This window comes from Thalassospira australica (genome assembly GCF_000763295.1).
Lineage (GTDB): Bacteria > Pseudomonadota > Alphaproteobacteria > Rhodospirillales > Thalassospiraceae > Thalassospira > Thalassospira australica.
Genome location: NZ_JRJE01000006.1, coordinates 208,417 through 227,302, shown reverse-complemented (window position 1 = coordinate 227,302; position 18,886 = coordinate 208,417). Strand labels below are relative to the sequence as shown.

At 54.3% G+C, this 18,886-nt stretch carries 16 protein-coding genes; 9 read left to right on the top strand and 7 right to left on the bottom strand.

Annotated features, from left to right (window positions below):
* Positions 1-103 precede the first annotated feature (103 nt).
* From smc to JF44_RS0106445, 3 genes are all read right to left on the bottom strand, one after another.
* Complete coding sequence (smc, locus tag JF44_RS0106455; RefSeq protein ID WP_033068119.1) at positions 104-3,637, bottom strand: chromosome segregation protein SMC; 3,534 nt, start codon at positions 3,635-3,637, stop codon at positions 104-106.
* A gap of 78 nt (positions 3,638-3,715) precedes the next feature.
* Positions 3,716-4,312, bottom strand: a complete 597-nt coding sequence (locus JF44_RS0106450; protein ID WP_033068118.1) for a thioredoxin domain-containing protein — start codon at positions 4,310-4,312, stop codon at positions 3,716-3,718.
* A 188-nt stretch (positions 4,313-4,500) separates the two neighbouring features.
* Positions 4,501-5,124 carry a DUF721 domain-containing protein gene (locus JF44_RS0106445; protein WP_033068117.1) on the bottom strand — a complete coding sequence of 208 codons (624 nt, stop codon included), beginning with the start codon at positions 5,122-5,124 and terminating at the stop codon, positions 4,501-4,503.
* Between the two features lie 78 nt (positions 5,125-5,202).
* On the opposite strand from JF44_RS0106445, the gene mutY reads away from it, so the two are divergent.
* Positions 5,203-6,276: an A/G-specific adenine glycosylase gene (mutY, locus tag JF44_RS0106440; protein WP_033068116.1), complete on the top strand. Its 1,074-nt coding sequence runs from the start codon at positions 5,203-5,205 to the stop codon at positions 6,274-6,276.
* Between the two features lie 83 nt (positions 6,277-6,359).
* On the opposite strand, the gene JF44_RS0106435 is transcribed toward mutY, so the two are convergent.
* Both JF44_RS0106435 and JF44_RS0106430 read right to left on the bottom strand, forming a co-directional pair.
* Positions 6,360-6,569 carry a hypothetical protein gene (locus JF44_RS0106435; RefSeq protein WP_238318386.1) on the bottom strand — a complete coding sequence of 70 codons (210 nt, stop codon included), beginning with the start codon at positions 6,567-6,569 and terminating at the stop codon, positions 6,360-6,362.
* Positions 6,570-6,712: 143 nt separating this feature from the next.
* The gene (locus tag JF44_RS0106430; protein WP_033068114.1) at positions 6,713-7,813 is read right to left on the bottom strand and encodes a site-specific DNA-methyltransferase; all 1,101 of its coding nucleotides are present in this window, start codon (positions 7,811-7,813) and stop codon (positions 6,713-6,715) included.
* A gap of 487 nt (positions 7,814-8,300) precedes the next feature.
* On the opposite strand from JF44_RS0106430, the gene JF44_RS0106425 reads away from it, so the two are divergent.
* The 5 genes from JF44_RS0106425 (at position 8,301) to JF44_RS0106405 (ending at position 14,400) form a co-directional block, all read left to right on the top strand.
* Positions 8,301-9,308: a BMP family protein gene (locus JF44_RS0106425; RefSeq protein ID WP_156111618.1), complete on the top strand. Its 1,008-nt coding sequence runs from the start codon at positions 8,301-8,303 to the stop codon at positions 9,306-9,308.
* A gap of 116 nt (positions 9,309-9,424) precedes the next feature.
* Positions 9,425-11,032 carry an ABC transporter ATP-binding protein gene (locus JF44_RS0106420; protein WP_052065516.1) on the top strand — a complete coding sequence of 536 codons (1,608 nt, stop codon included), beginning with the start codon at positions 9,425-9,427 and terminating at the stop codon, positions 11,030-11,032.
* A complete protein-coding gene (locus JF44_RS0106415; protein ID WP_033068113.1) occupies positions 11,029-12,099 on the top strand; it encodes an ABC transporter permease in 1,071 nt (356 codons plus the stop codon). The genes JF44_RS0106420 and JF44_RS0106415 overlap by 4 nt, the downstream gene beginning before the upstream one ends.
* 11 nt (positions 12,100-12,110) lie before the next feature.
* On the top strand, positions 12,111-13,052 hold the full coding sequence (locus tag JF44_RS0106410) for an ABC transporter permease (protein WP_033068112.1): 942 nt from the start codon (positions 12,111-12,113) through the stop codon (positions 13,050-13,052).
* A 58-nt stretch (positions 13,053-13,110) separates the two neighbouring features.
* Positions 13,111-14,400 (top strand): amidohydrolase family protein, encoded by a 1,290-nt coding sequence (locus JF44_RS0106405; protein ID WP_033068111.1) that lies wholly within the window; start codon positions 13,111-13,113, stop codon positions 14,398-14,400.
* Positions 14,401-14,428: 28 nt separating this feature from the next.
* Here JF44_RS0106405 and JF44_RS0106400 read toward each other — a convergent pair whose 3' ends face one another.
* Entirely contained in the window at positions 14,429-14,869 is a 441-nt protein-coding gene (locus JF44_RS0106400; protein ID WP_033068110.1) for a methyltransferase family protein, read from the bottom strand.
* 63 nt (positions 14,870-14,932) lie between these two features.
* Positions 14,933-15,535, bottom strand: a complete 603-nt coding sequence (locus JF44_RS0106395) for a Crp/Fnr family transcriptional regulator (RefSeq protein WP_052065514.1) — start codon at positions 15,533-15,535, stop codon at positions 14,933-14,935.
* Positions 15,536-15,641: 106 nt separating this feature from the next.
* On the opposite strand from JF44_RS0106395, the gene JF44_RS0106390 reads away from it, so the two are divergent.
* The 3 genes from JF44_RS0106390 (at position 15,642) to JF44_RS0106380 (ending at position 18,787) form a co-directional block, all read left to right on the top strand.
* A complete protein-coding gene (locus tag JF44_RS0106390; RefSeq protein ID WP_033068109.1) occupies positions 15,642-16,247 on the top strand; it encodes a flavin reductase family protein in 606 nt (201 codons plus the stop codon).
* A 166-nt stretch (positions 16,248-16,413) separates the two neighbouring features.
* Entirely contained in the window at positions 16,414-17,715 is a 1,302-nt protein-coding gene (locus tag JF44_RS0106385) for an esterase-like activity of phytase family protein (protein ID WP_033068108.1), read from the top strand.
* A gap of 97 nt (positions 17,716-17,812) precedes the next feature.
* Positions 17,813-18,787: an SAM-dependent methyltransferase gene (locus tag JF44_RS0106380; protein WP_202901483.1), complete on the top strand. Its 975-nt coding sequence runs from the start codon at positions 17,813-17,815 to the stop codon at positions 18,785-18,787.
* The last annotated feature ends 99 nt before the right edge of the window (positions 18,788-18,886 follow it).

Below are 18,886 nucleotides of genomic sequence, written 5' to 3'. Positions count from 1 at the left end.
CGGGGCATCGTTTAATGCTGCGGGGACCAACAAAAATCAGTCCCTTTGACGCAGCAGGGTGAAAGAAGGTCCGGCTGAGTGGATTTGTGCACCGCTACGTGCTTTAGCCGGTGAAATCGAGTTCGGTCTGTTCTTTTTTCGAATAGACCTCTGCCTGATGCAGATCGACGGATACCAGCGATGATACGCCGCGTTCTGCCATCGTCACCCCAAACAGGCGGTTCATCCGCGCCATGGTCATGCGATGGTGGGTGATCACAAGGAAACGGGTATTGGCATGACGGCCAATGGCCTCCAGCAGCTTGCAGAACCGGTCAACGTTGGCATCATCAAGCGGTGCATCAACCTCATCAAGCACGCAAATCGGTGCCGGATTGGTCAGGAACACCGCAAACAGCAGGGCGACGGCGGTTAATGCCTGCTCCCCCCCGGAAAGAAGCGACAGATGTTGCAGTTTCTTGCCCGGCGGGGATGCCAAAATCTCAAGCCCGGCTTCAAGGGGGTCATCTGCCTCGGTCAGCATCAAATGCGCGCCACCACCACCAAACAACCGGACAAACAACTGCTGGAAATGTTTGTCAACTTCGTCAAAGGCCGTTTTCAAACGTGCACGGGCTTCGCGGTTGAGCTGATTGATGCCATTGCGCAGCTTTTCAATTGCAGCAATCAAATCATCGCGTTCAGACACCATCGTGTCTTTTTGTTCCTGCATTTCGGCCAGTTCAACTTCGGCACGCAGGTTAACCGCACCAAGATTTTCACGTTCACGCGTCTGGCGTTGCAGGCGGGCTTCAATATCGCCTTCGCTTGGCAGGTCCTTGGTCAGATCAATCTGACCCAATTCAACCAATTGATCCGGTGTGGCATTCACCCGTTCACGAATACGTTCGATCAAGTCGCGACGATGTTGTTCTGCCTGTTCAAGCAGGGCTTCGCAGCGCACCCGACCTTCACGGGCTTCGGCCAATTTTTGTTCGGCTTCTTTCAGGTTCTGGTCAGCTTCGCGCAAGGCGTTTTCGGCACGCTGCAATTCATCGGCAGCCTCTTTGCGTGTTTGATCGGAAAGCTCGATCCGGTCAGACAGGATCGCACGGCGTTCTTCGATCTCTTCAGGCTTGACTTCAAGCTCTTCGATCTCCATCCGCGCTTCTTCCTGACGTTCGCGAAGCTCGGCAACGCGTTCGCCCGCACCCGATGCACGTTCGTTCCAGGTGGCAATTTCGTTTTCGACAAATTCAAGACGCTTGCGCCGACCTGACATCGCACTTTGCATACGTTCAAGCAGGCTGCGTGCTTCCATCTGGTCGGCGCGCGCATCTGCCAGGTTGGCACGTTTTTCAATCAATTCGGCCTTGATTTCCATCAGGCCTTCGCTGCTTTCTTCGGGCAGGCTTGCTAGTTCTTCCTGTTCGGCAATCAGTTCATCAAGGTCTTGCCGTGCGCGTTTTTCGGCCTCTTCGGCGTTCTGAAGGCGGCTTTCAATCGCACTGGCATCGCGTTTGATATTGGCAATTTCTTCGCGGGCGGATGCCACCGTATTTTCCGCATCCCGCACGGCCCGGTGTGCTTCTTGTTCAGCAGTACGTGCGGCCTCGATTTCTTCGTCAAGGCGTTCGACATTTTCGCTGGCGATTTCAGCACGCTCGGCTGCGGCTTCAACCACAGCATCGACTTCTTCAAGCTCAGTACGCAGTTCTTCAAGACGGTTTCGCTGGCGCAGGCGAACCGCTGCCGGAAGTTCGGCACCAGCCAGAATACGATAGCCGTCCCAACGCCAAAGCGCGCCTTCACGCGATACAAGACGTTGCCCGACCTTAAGCGTTTTGGCCAAAAAGTTCCCGGTTGCCTCGTCTTCGACAATGCCGATTTGCCACAGGCGACGGTTCAGCAACGCCGGTGCTTCAACATATTTTGCAAGGGCGGTCACCCCATCGGGCAAGGCTGGATCATCGGTTGCCGGGTCGACCGCAAACCAATGCATCGCGGCGTCACTGGCATCAGGCGCATCAAGGTCTTCGCCAAGGGCAGCCGCCATTGCCAGCTCAAGACCACTTTGCACTGATATATTTTCGATTACACCGGGATATTTATCGTCATCCCCGCCACGCAACAGGCTTTCAAGCGCCTCAACTTCGGCCAACAGCCGGGCCTTGCGGCTTTCAACATCGCGCAGAGCATCACGCGCATCGTTTTCAGCCGTTTTCAGACCGTCTTCGCGATCCCGCATTTCAGCCAGGCGCATTTCGGCCTCTTCGACCGCCATCTTGCGCTGTTCACACAGCTCTTCGCACTCTTCAAGATGCTCGTTTGCTTCTTCAAGGGCTTCGGTGAAGTCGGCTTCGATGCGAATGTCGTCAAGTTTTGCCACCGCTTCGTCATGACGTTCCGTCAGGCGGGCGCGACGTGCATTTAATTCGCTTAGGCGCTGCTGGACAGATTTGAGCCGGGCTTCTTCCTCGGCGACCTTGTTGGTCATATCGTCAACTACGGATTCAAGCTCTTCAACGCGCATGGCCTTTTCGGCGGCCATTTCGCGCGCTTCATCCAGCTCATCATCCTCGCCACCCTGAGCTTGGCTCAGTTCTTCGCGTTCGTTTTTAAGCTTTTCCAGCGCACCTTGCGCATCACTGGCAAGTTCGGCTTCACGTGCAAGGTCGGCATCAATCTGCTGGATGCGCCCGCGAAGCTGGCTCATCTGGGTTTCGATCTGGGTTTTGTCTTTATCAAGACCTTCGCGCTCGATCAAAAGGCGCTGAAGGGCTGCAGCCGCATCGGCTTCTTTTTTACGCAGATCGGGCAGGCTTGCAGACACATGGGCCTGAACCGTTGTTGCCTCTGTTACCGAGGATGTCAGATCGCGTACCGCACTTTCACCGGCGACCAGCAATTCACGCGCATCTTCCTGACGTTTTTGGGCTTCTGTCCAGCGAATGTGAAACAGCAGTGCTTCTGTCTGACGCACGCTTTCGGAAAGCTTGCGATAGCGTTCGGCTTGCCGGGCCTGTTTTTGCAAACTGGCAATCTGCCCATCAAGCTGCAACAGAACGTCTTCAAGACGTTCCATATTCTGTTCGGCATTTTTAAGACGCAGTTCCGCTTCGTGGCGGCGCGAATGAAGGCCCGTAATACCGGCTGCTTCTTCAAGGATCAGACGTCTCTGGATCGGTTTGGCCCCGATCAGCGCGCCGATTTTGCCTTGGGAAACCATGGCGTTCGATCGCGCACCGGTCGCGGCATCCGCAAACAGCAATTGAACATCGCGCGCACGGACGTCCTTGCCATTAACGCGATAGTTCGATCCCCCACCGCGTTCGATCCGGCGGGTAACTTCAAGCATTTCGAAGTCATTGAACATCGCGGGCGCCTTGCGCTCGCTATTATCAAGGGTCACCGAGACTTCGGCAACATTCCGGGCAGGGCGGGAAGATGTCCCGCCAAAAATCACGTCGGACATGTCCGAGCCACGCATTTGCTTGGCCGATGTTTCGCCCATCACCCAGCGCAGCGCTTCGACAAGATTGGATTTGCCACAGCCGTTCGGGCCGACAACACCTGTCAGCCCGTCTTCAACAAGAAGATCTGTTGAATCGACGAAGGATTTAAACCCCGTCAGCTTTAGCGATTTAAACTGGACCAATCATGTCCCCCGGTCCGACCTTCTGCCCCTGTTGCCGAACACCGCAAAACAAAACGGTGTCCGGCAGATTTGTTTTCATTAGTCGATAAGGTCTTCGACTTTGTCGATAAAGAATTCTGCGTCGCGCGACCCGGCAATTGTATCGCCATCAAGGACGAAGCTTGGTGTCGAGGAAACATTGAATTCCTGTTCGCCGGTCATGCGCGAGGTCACGATACCATCAATCAGTTCCTGATCGGCAATGCAGGCATCAACCGCATCGCTAGTCATGCCGCCAAAGCGCACAACTTCCTTGATGCTGGCGATCGGGTCTTGTGCACGCGCCCAGGTCATCTGGGATTTGAACAGCATGCCAAGCACACCAAAATAGCGACCTTCGCCAGCACATTGTGCAATTGCAGCCGCGCGCAGCGCGATACCGTCAAGCGGATAATCCCGGTAAATGAGTTTCAGCTTACCGGTATCAATCAGCTTTTCCTTGATCTCAGGCAGAACCTCATTGTGGAACGACGCACAATGCGGACAGGTCAAAGATGCATATTCAATCATCGTGACCGGTGCATTCGCATCGCCCAATACATGTTCTTTCCATTCTGTTGCATGTGCCTGCTGCGCACTTGCAACGCCAAGCGCCATCAGAAATGCACCAGTAAGAAACTTAACCGCCTTTAGCAAGGAAACCTCCGTTAAAACAAAGTTTTGTGATTACAAGCCTGTTGCAGCGCGGGAGTCAACACACGCCCTAAAACGGCTATCGCACCAACGAGTCGCCAAGTTGCCGACAAAATGCGGCAACTCCGTGATCGTTCATTTCAAGAAACTGATTCGATATGGGTTATCGGGCATAAACCCGAAATGACCCGTTATTTTTTGCCGGTTTTGGGTTTCAGCCCCCCTGTCGCCCCGGCAATGTGACGACCAAGACGGGTCAGGACGTCTCGCAGGTGAGGGTCTTCTATTTTTTCGATATCGGCCTGGCGGGATGCGTCAATATCGGCTTCCGGGGCTTTGGGCGGGCGATGAACCGTGCGTTCCGGCCGCGATATATCCCCCTGAAGCATCGAAATCTTGTTGATCGCCCGATACCCGAAATAGCTGTTCACCCGTTCAATAATTTGCGGCATGCGGTGCTGCAGTTCCAGTGCGACCGGCCCGACAACCCGGATCAGCAACGTACCGCCAGCAATGCTTTCCCGGGGCGGCGGGGTATATTTCAGCGGCATGGTAAATTGTTCAAGGTCACGTCCGACGATCTCGCCCCAATGCAGAATGATCTCGGTCTGAAAGAAACCGCGCTTGCGCACCAAAGGTCGGGTAAGGTTCCCAACCAGTGGCGCGACATTGCGCAACCCCATACGACGTTCGGAACTGCCCATCGGCGTTATTTTCTGTTTCTTTTTGACCGCATTTTTTGCCGCAAGGGATGCAGTTGCCTGATCTATCGCCTTGGTGCTTTTCGTATCGACGGTATCTTTTTTCTTGCTCACGCCCGCTTCTTTCGTAGGGTCTGCGTAACTTCGGGACCCAGACTCTGGTTCCTCAAAACAACATAACACGGGATCGTCGTGCATTTCACCCATCAGGATACCCAGCGCCTCGCTCAGACCATGCTTGAGTGGTATGACCGTCATCATCGCACCTTGCCTTGGCGCTCAGAGCCCGGCGAAACGCCCAACCCGTATCACGTGTGGCTAAGCGAAATCATGCTGCAACAAACCACGGTCCAGACCGTGGGGCCGTATTTTGCCGCATTTCTGAAACGCTGGCCAACCGTGACTGACCTTGCCAACGCGGACCTTGATGATGTTTTGCACGCCTGGCAGGGGCTTGGCTATTACGCACGTGCGCGCAATTTGCATAAATGCGCCAAGGTCGTTGCGACCGAATATGAGGGTGTTTTTCCCGATACGGAGGAAGGCTTGCTGAAGCTGCCAGGCATCGGCCCTTATACCGCCTGTGCGGTTGCAGCCATTGCCTTTAACCAACATGCCAGCCCGGTCGATGGTAATATCGAACGGGTAATTTCACGCCTGTTTGCGCTTGAAACGCCGCTTCCTGACGTCAAACCCGAGATCAAGGAAAAGTCGGCTGCCCTGACGCCATCAGATCGCCCGGGCGACTATGCGCAGGCGCTGATGGATTTGGGGGCGACGGTCTGCACACCGCGTAATCCGGCATGTGGCATCTGCCCATGGCAGGCAGATTGCGAAGGGCGAAAGTCAGGCATCGCCCCGGATTTGCCAAAGAAACGCAAAAAGGAACCAAAGCCGACCCGGGTTGGCTATGCCTTCTGGATAAGGCGCGAGGATGATGATCGCATTCTGATCCGCCGCCGACCGGAAAAGGGATTGCTGGGCGGACTTTATGAGGTGCCAGGCAGTGACTGGCGCGCCATCGATGCCCCGGATGATGTGATGCTGTCCGAAGCCCCGGTTACAGCAAGCTGGTCGGAACTTGACGGCACAGTTGGGCACACCTTCACCCACTTCCATCTCAAGGTCTCGGTTCTGGCGACCACACTTGGCGCGGATCAGGCTGATAACATGGAAGGTAGCTGGACCACCGTTGACGGGCTTTCAGAATTTGCCCTGCCCACCGTTATGAAAAAAATCGTTCGCCATGCTTTGAAATATCGCTAGGACACCGCTTAAAGCAAGTTGCATAGAAAAAGGCCCATGGTCAAAACCACAGGCCTTTTGTTTTTTAACCTCGCGCGGCGCGATCAGGCGTAAATATCAATTACCTGTCCACGGCCCGATGACGGCGGCGGGGCTGCCTGCTGCGACGTTTCGGTTTCTGCTGCTTGCTCTATCCGCTGTGTCGGCGGTGAATTCAGGTCGTTATTACCCGTTTCGGCAATTGGCGCTGCGGCCTGTTGAACCTGAACCGGGTTGGGTGCATATGCTGCACTCCCTACTGAACCTGCTTGCATATTCGTCTCCATCTATCCTTACGGATAATCTTTCATCTCAAAGACATAGCAAGTTTTCCCGCAAAAAGCAAAAACCGGCGGGTTTTTCAACCACGCCGGTTCTGTTGGGCATCAATGATTTAACCGAAAATTTCCGGTCTGGATCAGGCGGGGACCTGTCCCAATTCCTTGCGCAACTGGCTGCGTAGATTGTCGATGGAAACCAGTCGTCCGTCACACTTGTAATGCCAATAAGTCCAACCATTACAAGCCTGTGCGCCCTGTACATGTGCTCCGACCTGATGGATTGAACCGGCATTGTCTTTATGACTGATCGACCCGTCGGCCCGCACCATCGCGGCAACATTGCCACGGTTGTCATAAATTTTATCGCCCGGTGCCAACAGGCCACGCTCAATCACCGCACCAAACGGGATGCGTGGCAGGGAACGCTTCGACTCGGTCAGCTCAAGGCTGTCGCCATCAAGCATCTGAACCTTGGCAATGCGGTCACGAGCGGCTTCGGCATAACCTTCTTCGCGTTCAAGACCGATGAAGTGACGGCCCAAACGGCGTGCCGCAGCACCGGTCGTACCGGTCCCGAAGAACGGGTCAAGAACCACATCACCCTGGCGGGTGGTCGCCATCAGAACACGCTGAAGCAGTGCTTCGGGTTTCTGGGTCGGATGGACCTTTTTGCCCTTGTCATCCTTGAGACGTTCCGACCCCGAGCAAATCGGCATCAACCAGTCAGAGCGCATCTGCAAGCCTTCATTGAGCTGCTTCATCGCTTCGTAGTTAAAGGTGATGGCTTTTTGCTCTTCGCTTTTGGAACACCACAGAAGGGTTTCATGCGCGTTGCAGAAACGTTTGCCACGGAAATTCGGCATCGGATTGGTTTTACGCCAAACAATGTCGTTAAGGATCCAGAACCCGATGTCCTGCAGTGTGTTACCCACGCGATAAATGTTGTGATACGAACCGATCACCCAGATCGCACCAGTATCTTTCAATACCCGGCGTGCTGCCGTCAGCCAGTCGCGGGTGAAGTCGTCATAGTGACGGAAACTGTCGAACTGATCCCAGTGATCATCAACCGCATCAACCTTGGAATTGTTGGGGCGCAGAAGATCGCCACCAAGCTGAAGGTTGTAGGGCGGATCAGCAAAGATCAGGTCAACGGATTTTTCCGGAAGGCTGTTCATCAATTCGATGCAATCGCCAACCAGGACTTTATCAAGTGGTAAAGATGTCTTTTTTGTCATGATGCCTTCTAGGTTCCCCCTTGAAATCTTGATGAAAGCATCAACTGAAATAGTTAATGAAAGAGTTAACCGACTCCGAAATTTTTCAAGGATTCGCATTGTGTTAGAAACTGCGCTGATCGTTTAGACAATCTTAACCGGTATGGCCGAAAAACCGGAAGATTTTGCCCCTGCACACACATCACCGCGATGCGGTCTTCATCGTGCAATCTTGGTGCAGGACTCCGCAGAAACTGCGTCCTTGCATCAGCCCCCATCACGTTCGCAGGTGCACATATCGCGCATCAGGCGCACAACACCCCAAAAATTCGCGTGCTGCGATGCATTAAAACCGTGTTTATTCCCAAATACTTACACGAAAGTGTGGAAAACTGACCATTTGGACAGAACGAGCTTTGCCTCTTTTGTGATCGCGTATACAATCTGCTCACAATCTATGCAAAAGGTTGAACTTCGCATAACGGCAATAATCCGCAGGGGGACAATAATGAAGTCTGGTACATTCCGCCTAACGCGACGCGCCATGCTGTCGGCCATCGCCGGCGCTGCTGCAGTCGTTTCCTTTGGCTTTGGGGCACCCGCCCAGGCCGCTGATCCGCTTAAGGTTTCGGCAATTTACACGGTTCCGGTTGAGCAGCAGTGGGTTTCGCGCATTCACAAGGCGCTTAACGCTGCCGAGGAACGCGGCGATATTTCCTATGAGTTTTCCGAAAACGTCGCCAACACCGACTATGAGCGCGTCATGCGCGAATATGCCGAAAACGGCTCCGACCTTGTTGTTGGTGAAGTCTTTGGCGTTGAGCGCGCAGCGCGCAAAGTTGCGGCAGACTATCCGGAAACAGCATTTCTGATGGGCTCAAGCTTTGCCCCGGATGGCGAAAACTTCTCTGTCTTTGATAACTTCATTCATGAACCAAGCTACCTTGTTGGCATGGCGGCAGGTAATGCCACCAAAACCAACAAGATCGGCATGGTCGGTGGCTTTGCCATCCCGGAAGTAAACCGCCTGATGCACGCCTTTATGGCCGGTGCGAAATCGGTGAACCCGGATGTCGAGTTCATGGTGACCTTCATCAACAGCTGGTACGATCCGCCCAAGGCAAAAGAAGCTGCATTTGCCATGATCGATAATGGTGCAGACATCATGTATGCGGAACGCTTTGGCGTTTCCGATGCTGCAAAGGAACGCGGCATTCTTGCCGTTGGCAACGTGATCGACACCGCTGCGGATTATCCGGGCACCATTCTGGGGTCGGCGCTTTGGCACATGGAAGCCACCATTGACCACGCCATCGAGGCGGTCAAAGCAGGTGAATTCAAGGCCGAAGATTACGGCAAGTTCAGCTATATGGAATATGGCGGCGGCAGCGTTGTTCTTGACGGAAGCCTTCTTCCGGATGGCACCGTCGAAGCTGTTGAAGCCAAAGAGGCTGAAATTCTTGATGGCTCCTTCACTGTTGAGGTGAATGACGAAGAACCTAAATCCACAATGTAGGATTTGTTTCAGATTTTCGGGCAGTTCGGTGTAAAAGCCGAACTGCCCTTTTTCGTTCAAAACCACCATCCAATCGCCCCACAGCGTGACGCATAAAAACAAAACGGATTTCCCGAATGTCATCTGCTGCGCACATATCGCCCGAAACGTCGCACGACCTGCTGCTGTCGCTGGCAGGTGTAACCAAAAGATTTGGCGCACTCGTTGCCAATGACGCCATCGACCTGACCGTTCACAAGGGCGAAATTGTCGCCCTGCTTGGTGAAAACGGTGCTGGCAAAACCACATTGATGAATATTCTGTTCGGCCATTATGTCGCAGACGAAGGAACGGTTACAGTTGCCCGTCGCGACGGCGGCCTTGAACAACTTGAACCGGGCGCCCCGCAGGCAGCCCTTGATGCCGGGATCGGCATGGTTCATCAGCATTTTACATTGGCCGAAAACCTGACCGGGCTTGATAACATCGTCCTTGGAACTGAGCCGATTTTCCGCCTTCGGCGCGACCGCACCAAGGCACGCGCCAAGCTTAACGAACTGATGGCCGGGTCGGGCCTGAATGTCGACCTGGATCAGCCGGTACACAAACTGACCGTCGGCGAAAAACAGCGCGTAGAGATCCTTAAGGCGCTTTATCGCGATGCTCGACTTCTGGTCCTTGATGAACCGACCGCAGTTCTCACCCCGCAAGAAGCCGACAGCCTGTTTGCCATTCTGCGCAAGCTTGCCGCAACCGGACTTGCCGTGATTATCATCGCCCACAAACTGGCCGAAGTACTCGCCGTTTCGCACCGGATTGCCGTATTGCGCGGCGGGGCCAAGGTTGGCGAGATGAAAACCACTGACGCCGACCATAATTCCATCGCCGAAATGATGGTCGGTCGCGAAGTGCCCGTCAGTCGCCGCACGGCCCGCGAACCGGGCAAACCGGTCATCACATTAAACGATGTCACAATTGATCGCGGAGATTCCCGCAGGTCCCTGCATGGGGTCAGCATCACTGCCCGCGAAGGCGAGATTTTGGGCATAGCCGGTGTATCGGGCAATGGGCAGGCCGCGTTGGCACAATTGATCGCCGGGCTGGACAAACCAGACAGCGGATCGGTTGAAATATTTGGCGATAAGATCGAAAAGTTCGATGCTCATACGTTCGCTCAAAACGGCATCGCCCGCATCCCCGAAGATCGCCATCACGACGGCATGGTCGGGTCAATGACGGTGGCCGAAAACATCGCCATCGAAGATGTCCGAAGCCCCGAATATCAAAAATTTGGTTTCCTTGATTTTGATGCCATCCGCAAACGCGCAGAACATGCGATTACCGATTATGACGTGCGGTGCCCCGGCCCTGATGCGCCGGCACGGCTGTTGTCGGGCGGCAATATCCAGAAATTGATCCTTGCGCGTGTGCTGGAAAAATCACCACGGCTGATTCTGGCCAATCAACCATCGCGTGGCCTTGATGTTGGCGCGCAATCAGAAGTCCATCGTCGGTTGCTTGAAGCCCGCCAAGGCGGATCTGCGGTCATTCTGATTTCCGAAGACCTTGATGAACTTCTGACCATTTCCGATCAGATCGCGGTTATTCATGTCGGGCACATCACCCCTGCCATGCCAACCGACGCCATCGACCGATCCGAACTTGGCCTGATGATGGCCGGACAAAAAGCCGCACCGCATGCCCCCCATGCCACGAAGACCACCAATCCGGGAGAAACGGCATGATCCGATTTGAACCCCGCAGTAATCCCGGCCCATTTCTGATTTACGGCGTCCCCGTCCTTGCCGCGACCATCGCAATCCTGTTGGCCGCCATTCCACTTGCCCTTGCAGGTGCGCCGATTTTCAAGGCCTATGGCCTTATGATCACGGGTGCTTTTGGGTCAGTCTTTTCAGTCTCTGAAATGCTGACACGTGCCACTCCCCTGATCCTGACCGGACTTGCCGCTGCCATTGCATTCCGCGCAAAGCTTTGGAACATCGGTGCAGAAGGCCAGCTTTATATGGGGGCCATGGCCGCGGTTGCCATTGGTTCCGGCGTGGTTGACGGCCCAAGCTGGGTGATGATCCCGCTTATCATTCTTGCCGGTATGGCAGCCGGTGCGCTGATGCTGATCGGGCCCACACTTTTGAAAACCCGTCTTGGGGTGGATGAAGTTGTCACAACGCTTTTGCTGAACTTCATCGTCCTGTTGTTCGTGCAGATGATGCTTGAAGGTGCGCTTAAGGACCCGATGTCCATGGGCTGGCCCCAGTCGGAACCCATCATCGACAGTGCAATTTTCCCACCACTTCTAGAACGGATGCGCGTTCATATTGGTCTGATTATTGCGCTTGGCTGTGCTGTGGCGTTGGCCGTTCTTGTCAAACGCACGGTTTGGGGCTTTGAAATCCGCGCCGTTGGTGAAAACGCACCGGCGGCCAGGTTTTCCGGCATTTCGGTGACCAAAACCATGGTGCTTGTCGCCGCCCTTTCGGGGGGACTGGCCGGTCTTGCGGGGGTGTCGGAAGTTGCCGGAACACGTGGTTATCTCGCAACCGATCTGTCACCGGGCTATGGCTATGCCGGAATTGTCGTTGCCATGTTGGCCCGTCTGTCACCGGTTGGTGTGATCGCATCTGCCTTGTTTGTTGCGTCGGTATTTGTCGGTGCAGATTCCATGAGCCGCGCGATTGGTGTTTCAAGCTATCTGGCGGACCTGATCGTTGCCATGGCGTTGCTATGTGTTTTGATTGGCGGGTTCCTGACCCGATTCAAGGTTCATTTTGATCGCAAGTCGACGGCAGGCTAAGGGGAAAGACCATGGAAATCATTGATATTCTGCTTGCCGCAAGCTTCTGGGAAGCTGCCATTCGCATTGCCACCCCGCTGATCTTTGGCGTCTTGGGCGCACTGGTCTGTGAACGTGCGGGCGTCCTTAACCTTGGGATTGAGGGCATCTTTACCGCCGGGGCCATGGCGGGCTGGATGGCTGTTTGGCTTGGCGCCGGGCTTTGGGGCGGCATATTGGTTGCAGCTCTTGCCGGTGGGTTCTTTGGCCTGATCCATGCCATCCTGACCGTGCCTCTGGGACTTAGCCAGCATGTATCGGGCATTGGCGTGACGTTGCTTGCGACCAGTCTTTCCTATTTCACCTATCGCACAGCACTGCCGGATGTTTCATCCCCGCCGCGGATCGAACCGTTCCGCCCGCTCGATATTCCGTTCCTGTCGGACCTGCCCTTCATTGGACAGGCGCTGTTTTCGCAAACCGCGATGACGATGCTGGCCCTTGTTCTGGTGTTTGTGACCGGTTGGGTTTTATATCGCACGCCACTTGGGCTTGCGATCCGGGCGGTTGGCGACAACCCGTCTTCGGTCGAGGCACAGGGGCTTTCGGTTTACGCGCTGCGTATCGGGGCGGTTGTCGTCGGATCATCATTTATGGCCCTGGGCGGGGCGTTTTTGACCATGTCGGCATTTGATGCGTTCTTCTTTGGCATGATCAATGGCCGTGGCTGGGTCTGTATTGCACTGACAGTATTTGCAAGCTGGCGCCCGGGAAAAGCATTGATCGGTGCACTTTTGTTTGGAGCGTTTGATGCGTTTCAGGTGCGTCTGCAGACCGAAGTTGGCGCATTTTTACCATCGCAGGTCTTCCTGATGATGCCCTATATCCTGTCGATCATTGCGCTTATTGTTGTTGCCCGCAAAGCCGATTACCCCAAGGCGCTTCTGGTGCCATGGTTCAAGGGGCAGCGCTAACCAAAGCCTGACCAGACTAAGTTTCTGATATCGCGACCACCAGACCAAGGATGACACCATGCAACCCGATCTGATCCTGAAAAATGCCAATATTGCCAACGGGCAAAGCGGTGTGGATATCGCGTGTCAGAATGGCAGGATTGTCGAAATTTCCAGCCACATTGATGTCCCTGCGGTCGAAGTGCTTGATTGCGGCGGCATGCTGGTCAGTCCGCCCTTTGTCGACAGCCATTTCCACATGGATGCAACCCTGTCACTTGGTCTGCCGCGCATGAATGAAAGCGGCACGTTGCTTGAGGGCATCGCACTTTGGGGTGAGCTTAAACCATTGCTGACCCCCGAAGCGGTGATTGAACGGGCGCTTAAATATTGCGATCTGGCGGTATCCAAAGGCCTGCTTGCAATCAGAAGCCACGTTGATGTTTGCGATGATCGCTTGCTTGCGGTGGATGCCCTGCTTGAAGTCAAAAAGCAGGTTGCGCCCTATATCGATTTGCAACTTGTTGCCTTCCCGCAGGATGGTTACCTGCGCGGCCCGACCGCCAAGAACAACGTTATTCGCGCATTGGACAAGGGTGTCGATGTGGTTGGCGGTATTCCGCATTTTGAACGCACCATGGCCGATGGCGCACAAAGCATCACAGAACTTTGCCAGGTGGCGGCCGACCGCGGGCTGATGGTCGATATGCATTGCGATGAATCAGATGATCCTCTGTCACGCCATATCGAAATGCTGACCTATGAAACCCAACGCCTTGGGCTTCAGGGCCGGGTGGCTGGCTCACACCTGACATCGATGCATTCGATGGATAATTATTATGTGTCCAAACTAATCGCCCTGATGGCCGAAGCAGAGGTTTCCGCCATCGCCAACCCGCTGATCAACATCACCCTGCAGGGCCGTCACGATACCTATCCCAAGCGGCGCGGCATGACCCGTGTGCCGGAACTGCGCAATGCGGGCCTTACGGTTGCGTTCGGGCATGATTGCGTGATGGACCCCTGGTATTCCATGGGATCTGGCGACATGCTTGAAGTCGCATCCATGGCGCTTCATGTCGCCCAGATGACGTCACGGGACGATATCCGCGCCTGTTTTGACGCGGTGACCAAAGAACCGGCAAAAATTCTGGGCCTTGAAGGATACGGTATCGAGGTCGGCAACAAGGCCGATTTCGTTGTGCTGCAGGCGCGTGACACGATTGAGGCCATCCGCATGCGCGCCAACCGCTTGTTTGTTATCAAACAGGGCAAAATCATCGCCGAAACGCCTATGGCGCAAACCCGCCTGCATCTCACAGATCGTCCGGACCATGTCCGCGAACATGAATATGCACCTGCGCAGTAAAATGCGCTGAAATATTGGGTTTTCCGGGTCATATCCAGCGTCGGGTCTGGGCACAATATTGCCGATAGGCATCCCCGAACCCGGCCTGCATTACGCGTTCTTCATGCGCGATATACCAGCACCGGCAGGCCGCAAAGAAACCCAAAACGACCATCGCTGAAAGTGCGCATTGGGTCGCAAATGCGGCACCGGAAAGCGCAATTAAAAACCCCAGATACATTGGATTACGGCTATGGCGAAACAGGCCAGTGGTAACAAGCGTATCGGGGGCAGCAAATGTCTGAACCGTGGTTCGGTGTTTCCGGAACTGCTTTTTCGCGAACACCGCAATCAGCAATCCAGCGACAAACGGAATGACGCCCCACGGGTTAAACACCAGGGCATGATCGCGTATGAAGCACGCATAGGATGCACCTGCGATCAAGAATAGGGACATCAGAAAAAGGTAAGGCGGGATGAGTTTTTGCATGGGTGCCTCCTTGTTTCGAGACACCGATCATTGCGGGAATTTCACCCGTGACCTTAACATGGGTTAAGAGTTGATCATTCCCATGTCACGGCGAATACGTGAAAGCGCGACATCGGTAATGCCAAGATACATCGCCACTTGGCGCAACGGGATCCGCGTGGCGTCATTCCCGAATTCCGCCAGAAACTTCTCATAACGCTGACGGGCAGAAAGCATCAGAAAATCAGACTCACGACGTTCCTTTTTCAGGATAAGCCGTTCCAATAACCGACGCACAACGATCGCCCAATCGCCAAACGCATCAGACAGTTCCAAAAGCGTGGCATAACCGATTGCGACTGTTTGAAGGTCGGTAATGGCTTCAGCAAAAAACGGGCTCGGGTTTCCGTTGATTGCCGTGTCCATGCTGCAAAGCGCGCCGCCAACACCGGTAATCGATTTATTGCGTTCACGCCCATCTGCATCGATGTAGTAGTAACGCGCAATGCCGTCGACAATGAAGTAAACAGACCGATCCTGATCACCGGCAGCAAATATCAGTTTTCTGGGGTACCAGTTGCGCACCTGAAGATACCCCACACACGCATTCCACGCGGGATCGGAAAGCGGGTGTACGTGATCAAGTCTTTCACGCAGCGTTTCGATTGGCGATTTCATCGGGTTCATTGCTTTTCCTAACACAAGAACGCGCTTGCCTGCCCTGTCTGGCGCACCTAGTCTTAGCCACCAAATCTGAAAAGACCAAGCGACACTTCGCCAGCAAAGGGCCACCATGTTTTACGAACCCGGAAAAACTGCGCACAACCTTCCCCACGATCCATTCAAGGCCTGTGTCGCACCGCGCCCGATTGGCTGGGTGTCGACCGTGGATCTGGATGGCCGTCCCAATCTGGCACCCTATTCGTTTTTCAATGCAGTGCATGGCAAACCGCCGATGGTGATGTTTTCATCTGGGGGATCGGTCGACAGCCTGAAAAATGCCCGTGCCACCGGGGAATTTGTTGTTGGCGTTGCGCCCAAGGCGATGCTCAAGGAAATCAATTTTTCTTCGGCACCCCTGCCACCCGATGAAGACGAATTTGACTATGCCGGACTTGAAAAACTTCCGGCAAAATGCGTCAAACCACATCTGATAAAAGGTGTTCCGATCCATATGGAATGCAAGGTTTTCCAGATTGTCGATCTGCCCAGTGACAATCCCGAACGCCCCTGCGCCATGGTGATCGGCACGGTCATCGGACTGCATATTGATGATGCAATTATTCGCGACGGGATGGTCGACATCACGCTGTTTGAGCCGCTGGCCCGCCTTGGGTATCAGGAATATGCCAGTGTTTCAGAAACCTTTACGGTCCGCCGCGAAGATTTCTGGAAATAATCCGGCGCATCCCCCATCAAGCATCTGATTTGTTTCATCAAAGTGCCGCGCAAGCGCAAACAAACCGTCACATAACCCCCTTAATGTGAACAAGAACACAGTTCGCCCGAACATTTCGGGCTTGAGCTTAAGTGTTTTTGTGAAATTTATCGGGGAATTCCCAGTGATGAAACGGACATTTGCAGCCGGTCTAGTCGGCATTACCACCATGCTGATGGCGGGGTCAGCCATGGCGGGTGAAGCCAAGGTTTTTGAAACCAAAAGTGCAATCAACAACCTTTCGACTGTCATGGTCGAGGGCGGCAAGGCACGTGATCTGACGATTGGTCTTGGTTCCGGCGCGCACCGCCGCCCAAGCGATCCGGCCAACATGTTCTATGCCGTATCTGATCGTGGCCCCAACTTTGTTTGTGGCGATGTCGAAACCGTTCTGGGCGTTTCCACCGATCAGGTCTGCAACGGCCAGAAAGTCCGCGTTTATCCGACCCCGGATTATTCACCGTCGATCTATACCATTTTCCTAAATGACGATGGCAGCTTTGACATCAAGGACGTCATCACCATCAAGGATCAGAATGGCGTACCGCTAACCGGACTTACCAACAAACTGACCGTTGCCAAAACCGAAAAGCCGGTCGATGCCAACGGCAACATGCTTGAACAGTCGGTATCCTCGATCGATGCCGAAGGCATCATTCGCCTTTCTGACGGGTCTTACTGGATTGGCGAGGAAAACGGTCCGTCGATCCTCCATGTCGCTGCTGATGGTACGGTCAATGAACGCATCGTTCCGGCCGGTTCGGAAAAAGACTTCGAAGGTTCGGCCTATAAAGTTACCGGCGGCCTTCCGGCCATTCTGGTCAAACGCCAGACCAACCGCGGCATTGAATCCATGGCAGTCTCACCAGACGAGAGCAAGCTGTACTTCATGGTTCAAAACCCGTTGGCCAACCCGAATGCAGATGCCTACAAGGTGGCAAAGAACACGCGCCTGTTTGTTTATGATCGTGCATCTTCCAAGCTGAGCGGTGAATACATCTATCAGCTTGATGATCCGCAGACCTTCCGCAATGATCCGTCGAAAAAACAGAACGCACCGCGTATCTCCGAAGTTCTGGCCCTTGGCAATGATCGTCTGCTGGTTCTCGAACGCACCAACAAGACCACCAAGCTGCATGAAGTCGAACTGAAGGGTGCGACCAACATACTTGCCACCCGCTGGGACGACATGTCGACCAGCCCTTCGCTTGAACAGCAAAACGATCTTGGCAGCATCGATCTGGTCGCAGTTTCCAAGACGCTTCGTTTTGACAGTGCCGATTACCCGGAAGCGCCTAACAAGCTTGAAGGTTTGGCCATCATGGGGAATGGCGCGCTTGCGATGATCAACGATAATGACTTTGGCATCAAAGGCGACCCGACCAAGGTTCTTTTGATCGACGGTCTGGTTCAGGCTGACAAATTCTAAGTTGTCACCTGACTTCTCGGCAATCACCGGCGGGAATGCTGTTATGCAGCTTTCCCGCTTTTTTATTGGGTCAAAACGGCGTAAAAGCAGGCCCATGATGGAAAACACACAAACATTCGACACCCCGGACGGCGTTGACGCCGTGATTGAGCCAATGGATGCCACTGGTTATCTCGCCCCTGTGGGCTTTGAGGATCAGCTGGCCGCCGAACTTGGTGATGTGATTGAACGCCACGACCGGTTGATGTTTGCACCCGGTCCGGAACGGCGTGTTTTCTGGGCACAGAATGTCTGGCGCAACCCGGTACGCATTGCCATCCCGTCGATCAAGGGTGCTGCCAAAATCCTGAAATTCAATCAGCGCAATTGGGCCCTATTCAAGTTTGACCATTTTTCACGCGCCAAACTGATCGAAGCAAACCTCCCGCATGTGTCAGCCAAACGTCAGGTATTTGGAGAGCCTGCGCCAACTGCGCCGCTTGGGTCATGGACGCTGATTGATCCCGATACGATTATTGCAGCAGCCGATTGTTCCAGTCCGTGGAAAAACGGCGAGGTCGAGTTTGAAGAAGACAAGATCACCCCGCCCAACCGTGCGTACCTCAAACTGTGGGAGGCCTTCACCCGTCTTGGCGCCTATCCGCAGGCCGGAGACCGCACCATGGACCTGGGCGGAAGCCCCGGCGGCTGGACCTGGGTTTTGCATGAATTTGGCACCGATGTCATTTCCATCGACAAGGCCCGCCTTGATGCCAAGATCGCCAATCTGCCGCGCGTTGATTTCCGTCAGGAAAGTGCCTTTGGCCTGAACCCGGAAGAGGTCGGCTATATCGATTGGCTGTGCTCTGACGTGATTTGCTATCCGGATCGATTGTTCCAACTGGTCAATCACTGGATGGATGCAGGCATGGCAACCAATTTTATCTGCACCATCAAACTGCAAGGCGATACCGATTATTCGGCCATCACCCAGTTCGCAGACATTCCCGGATCGAAGGTCGTGCATCTTTATAACAACAAGCATGAACTCACCTGGCTTAAAGTCCCCGGCGTCACTGATCAAACCGACTGAAATTCGCGTTAGCCGAATTATAAATCGGCCCGATAATCCTGATGAGGATCGGCATTCTTCTCATCTTTTCAGACAAATATGTTTGAGATTGGCGAAAAG

Bases quoted from the DNA above. Each gene is read 5' to 3' on its own strand.
- JF44_RS0106400 (WP_033068110.1), bottom strand. From the start codon at position 14,869: ATGCAAAAACTCATCCCGCCTTACCTTTTTCTGATGTCCCTATTCTTG.
- JF44_RS0106395 (WP_052065514.1), bottom strand. From the start codon at position 15,535: ATGAACCCGATGAAATCGCCAATCGAAACGCTGCGTGAAAGACTTGAT.
- JF44_RS0106435 (WP_238318386.1), bottom strand. From the start codon at position 6,569: ATGCAAGCAGGTTCAGTAGGGAGTGCAGCATATGCACCCAACCCGGTT.
- JF44_RS0106410 (WP_033068112.1), top strand. From the start codon at position 12,111: ATGGAAATCATTGATATTCTGCTTGCCGCAAGCTTCTGGGAAGCTGCC.
- JF44_RS0106415 (WP_033068113.1), top strand. From the start codon at position 11,029: ATGATCCGATTTGAACCCCGCAGTAATCCCGGCCCATTTCTGATTTAC.
- JF44_RS0106425 (WP_156111618.1), top strand. From the start codon at position 8,301: ATGAAGTCTGGTACATTCCGCCTAACGCGACGCGCCATGCTGTCGGCC.
- JF44_RS0106430 (WP_033068114.1), bottom strand. From the start codon at position 7,813: ATGACAAAAAAGACATCTTTACCACTTGATAAAGTCCTGGTTGGCGAT.
- JF44_RS0106420 (WP_052065516.1), top strand. From the start codon at position 9,425: ATGTCATCTGCTGCGCACATATCGCCCGAAACGTCGCACGACCTGCTG.
- JF44_RS0106390 (WP_033068109.1), top strand. From the start codon at position 15,642: ATGTTTTACGAACCCGGAAAAACTGCGCACAACCTTCCCCACGATCCA.
- JF44_RS0106385 (WP_033068108.1), top strand. From the start codon at position 16,414: ATGAAACGGACATTTGCAGCCGGTCTAGTCGGCATTACCACCATGCTG.
- JF44_RS0106405 (WP_033068111.1), top strand. From the start codon at position 13,111: ATGCAACCCGATCTGATCCTGAAAAATGCCAATATTGCCAACGGGCAA.
- JF44_RS0106380 (WP_202901483.1), top strand. From the start codon at position 17,813: ATGGAAAACACACAAACATTCGACACCCCGGACGGCGTTGACGCCGTG.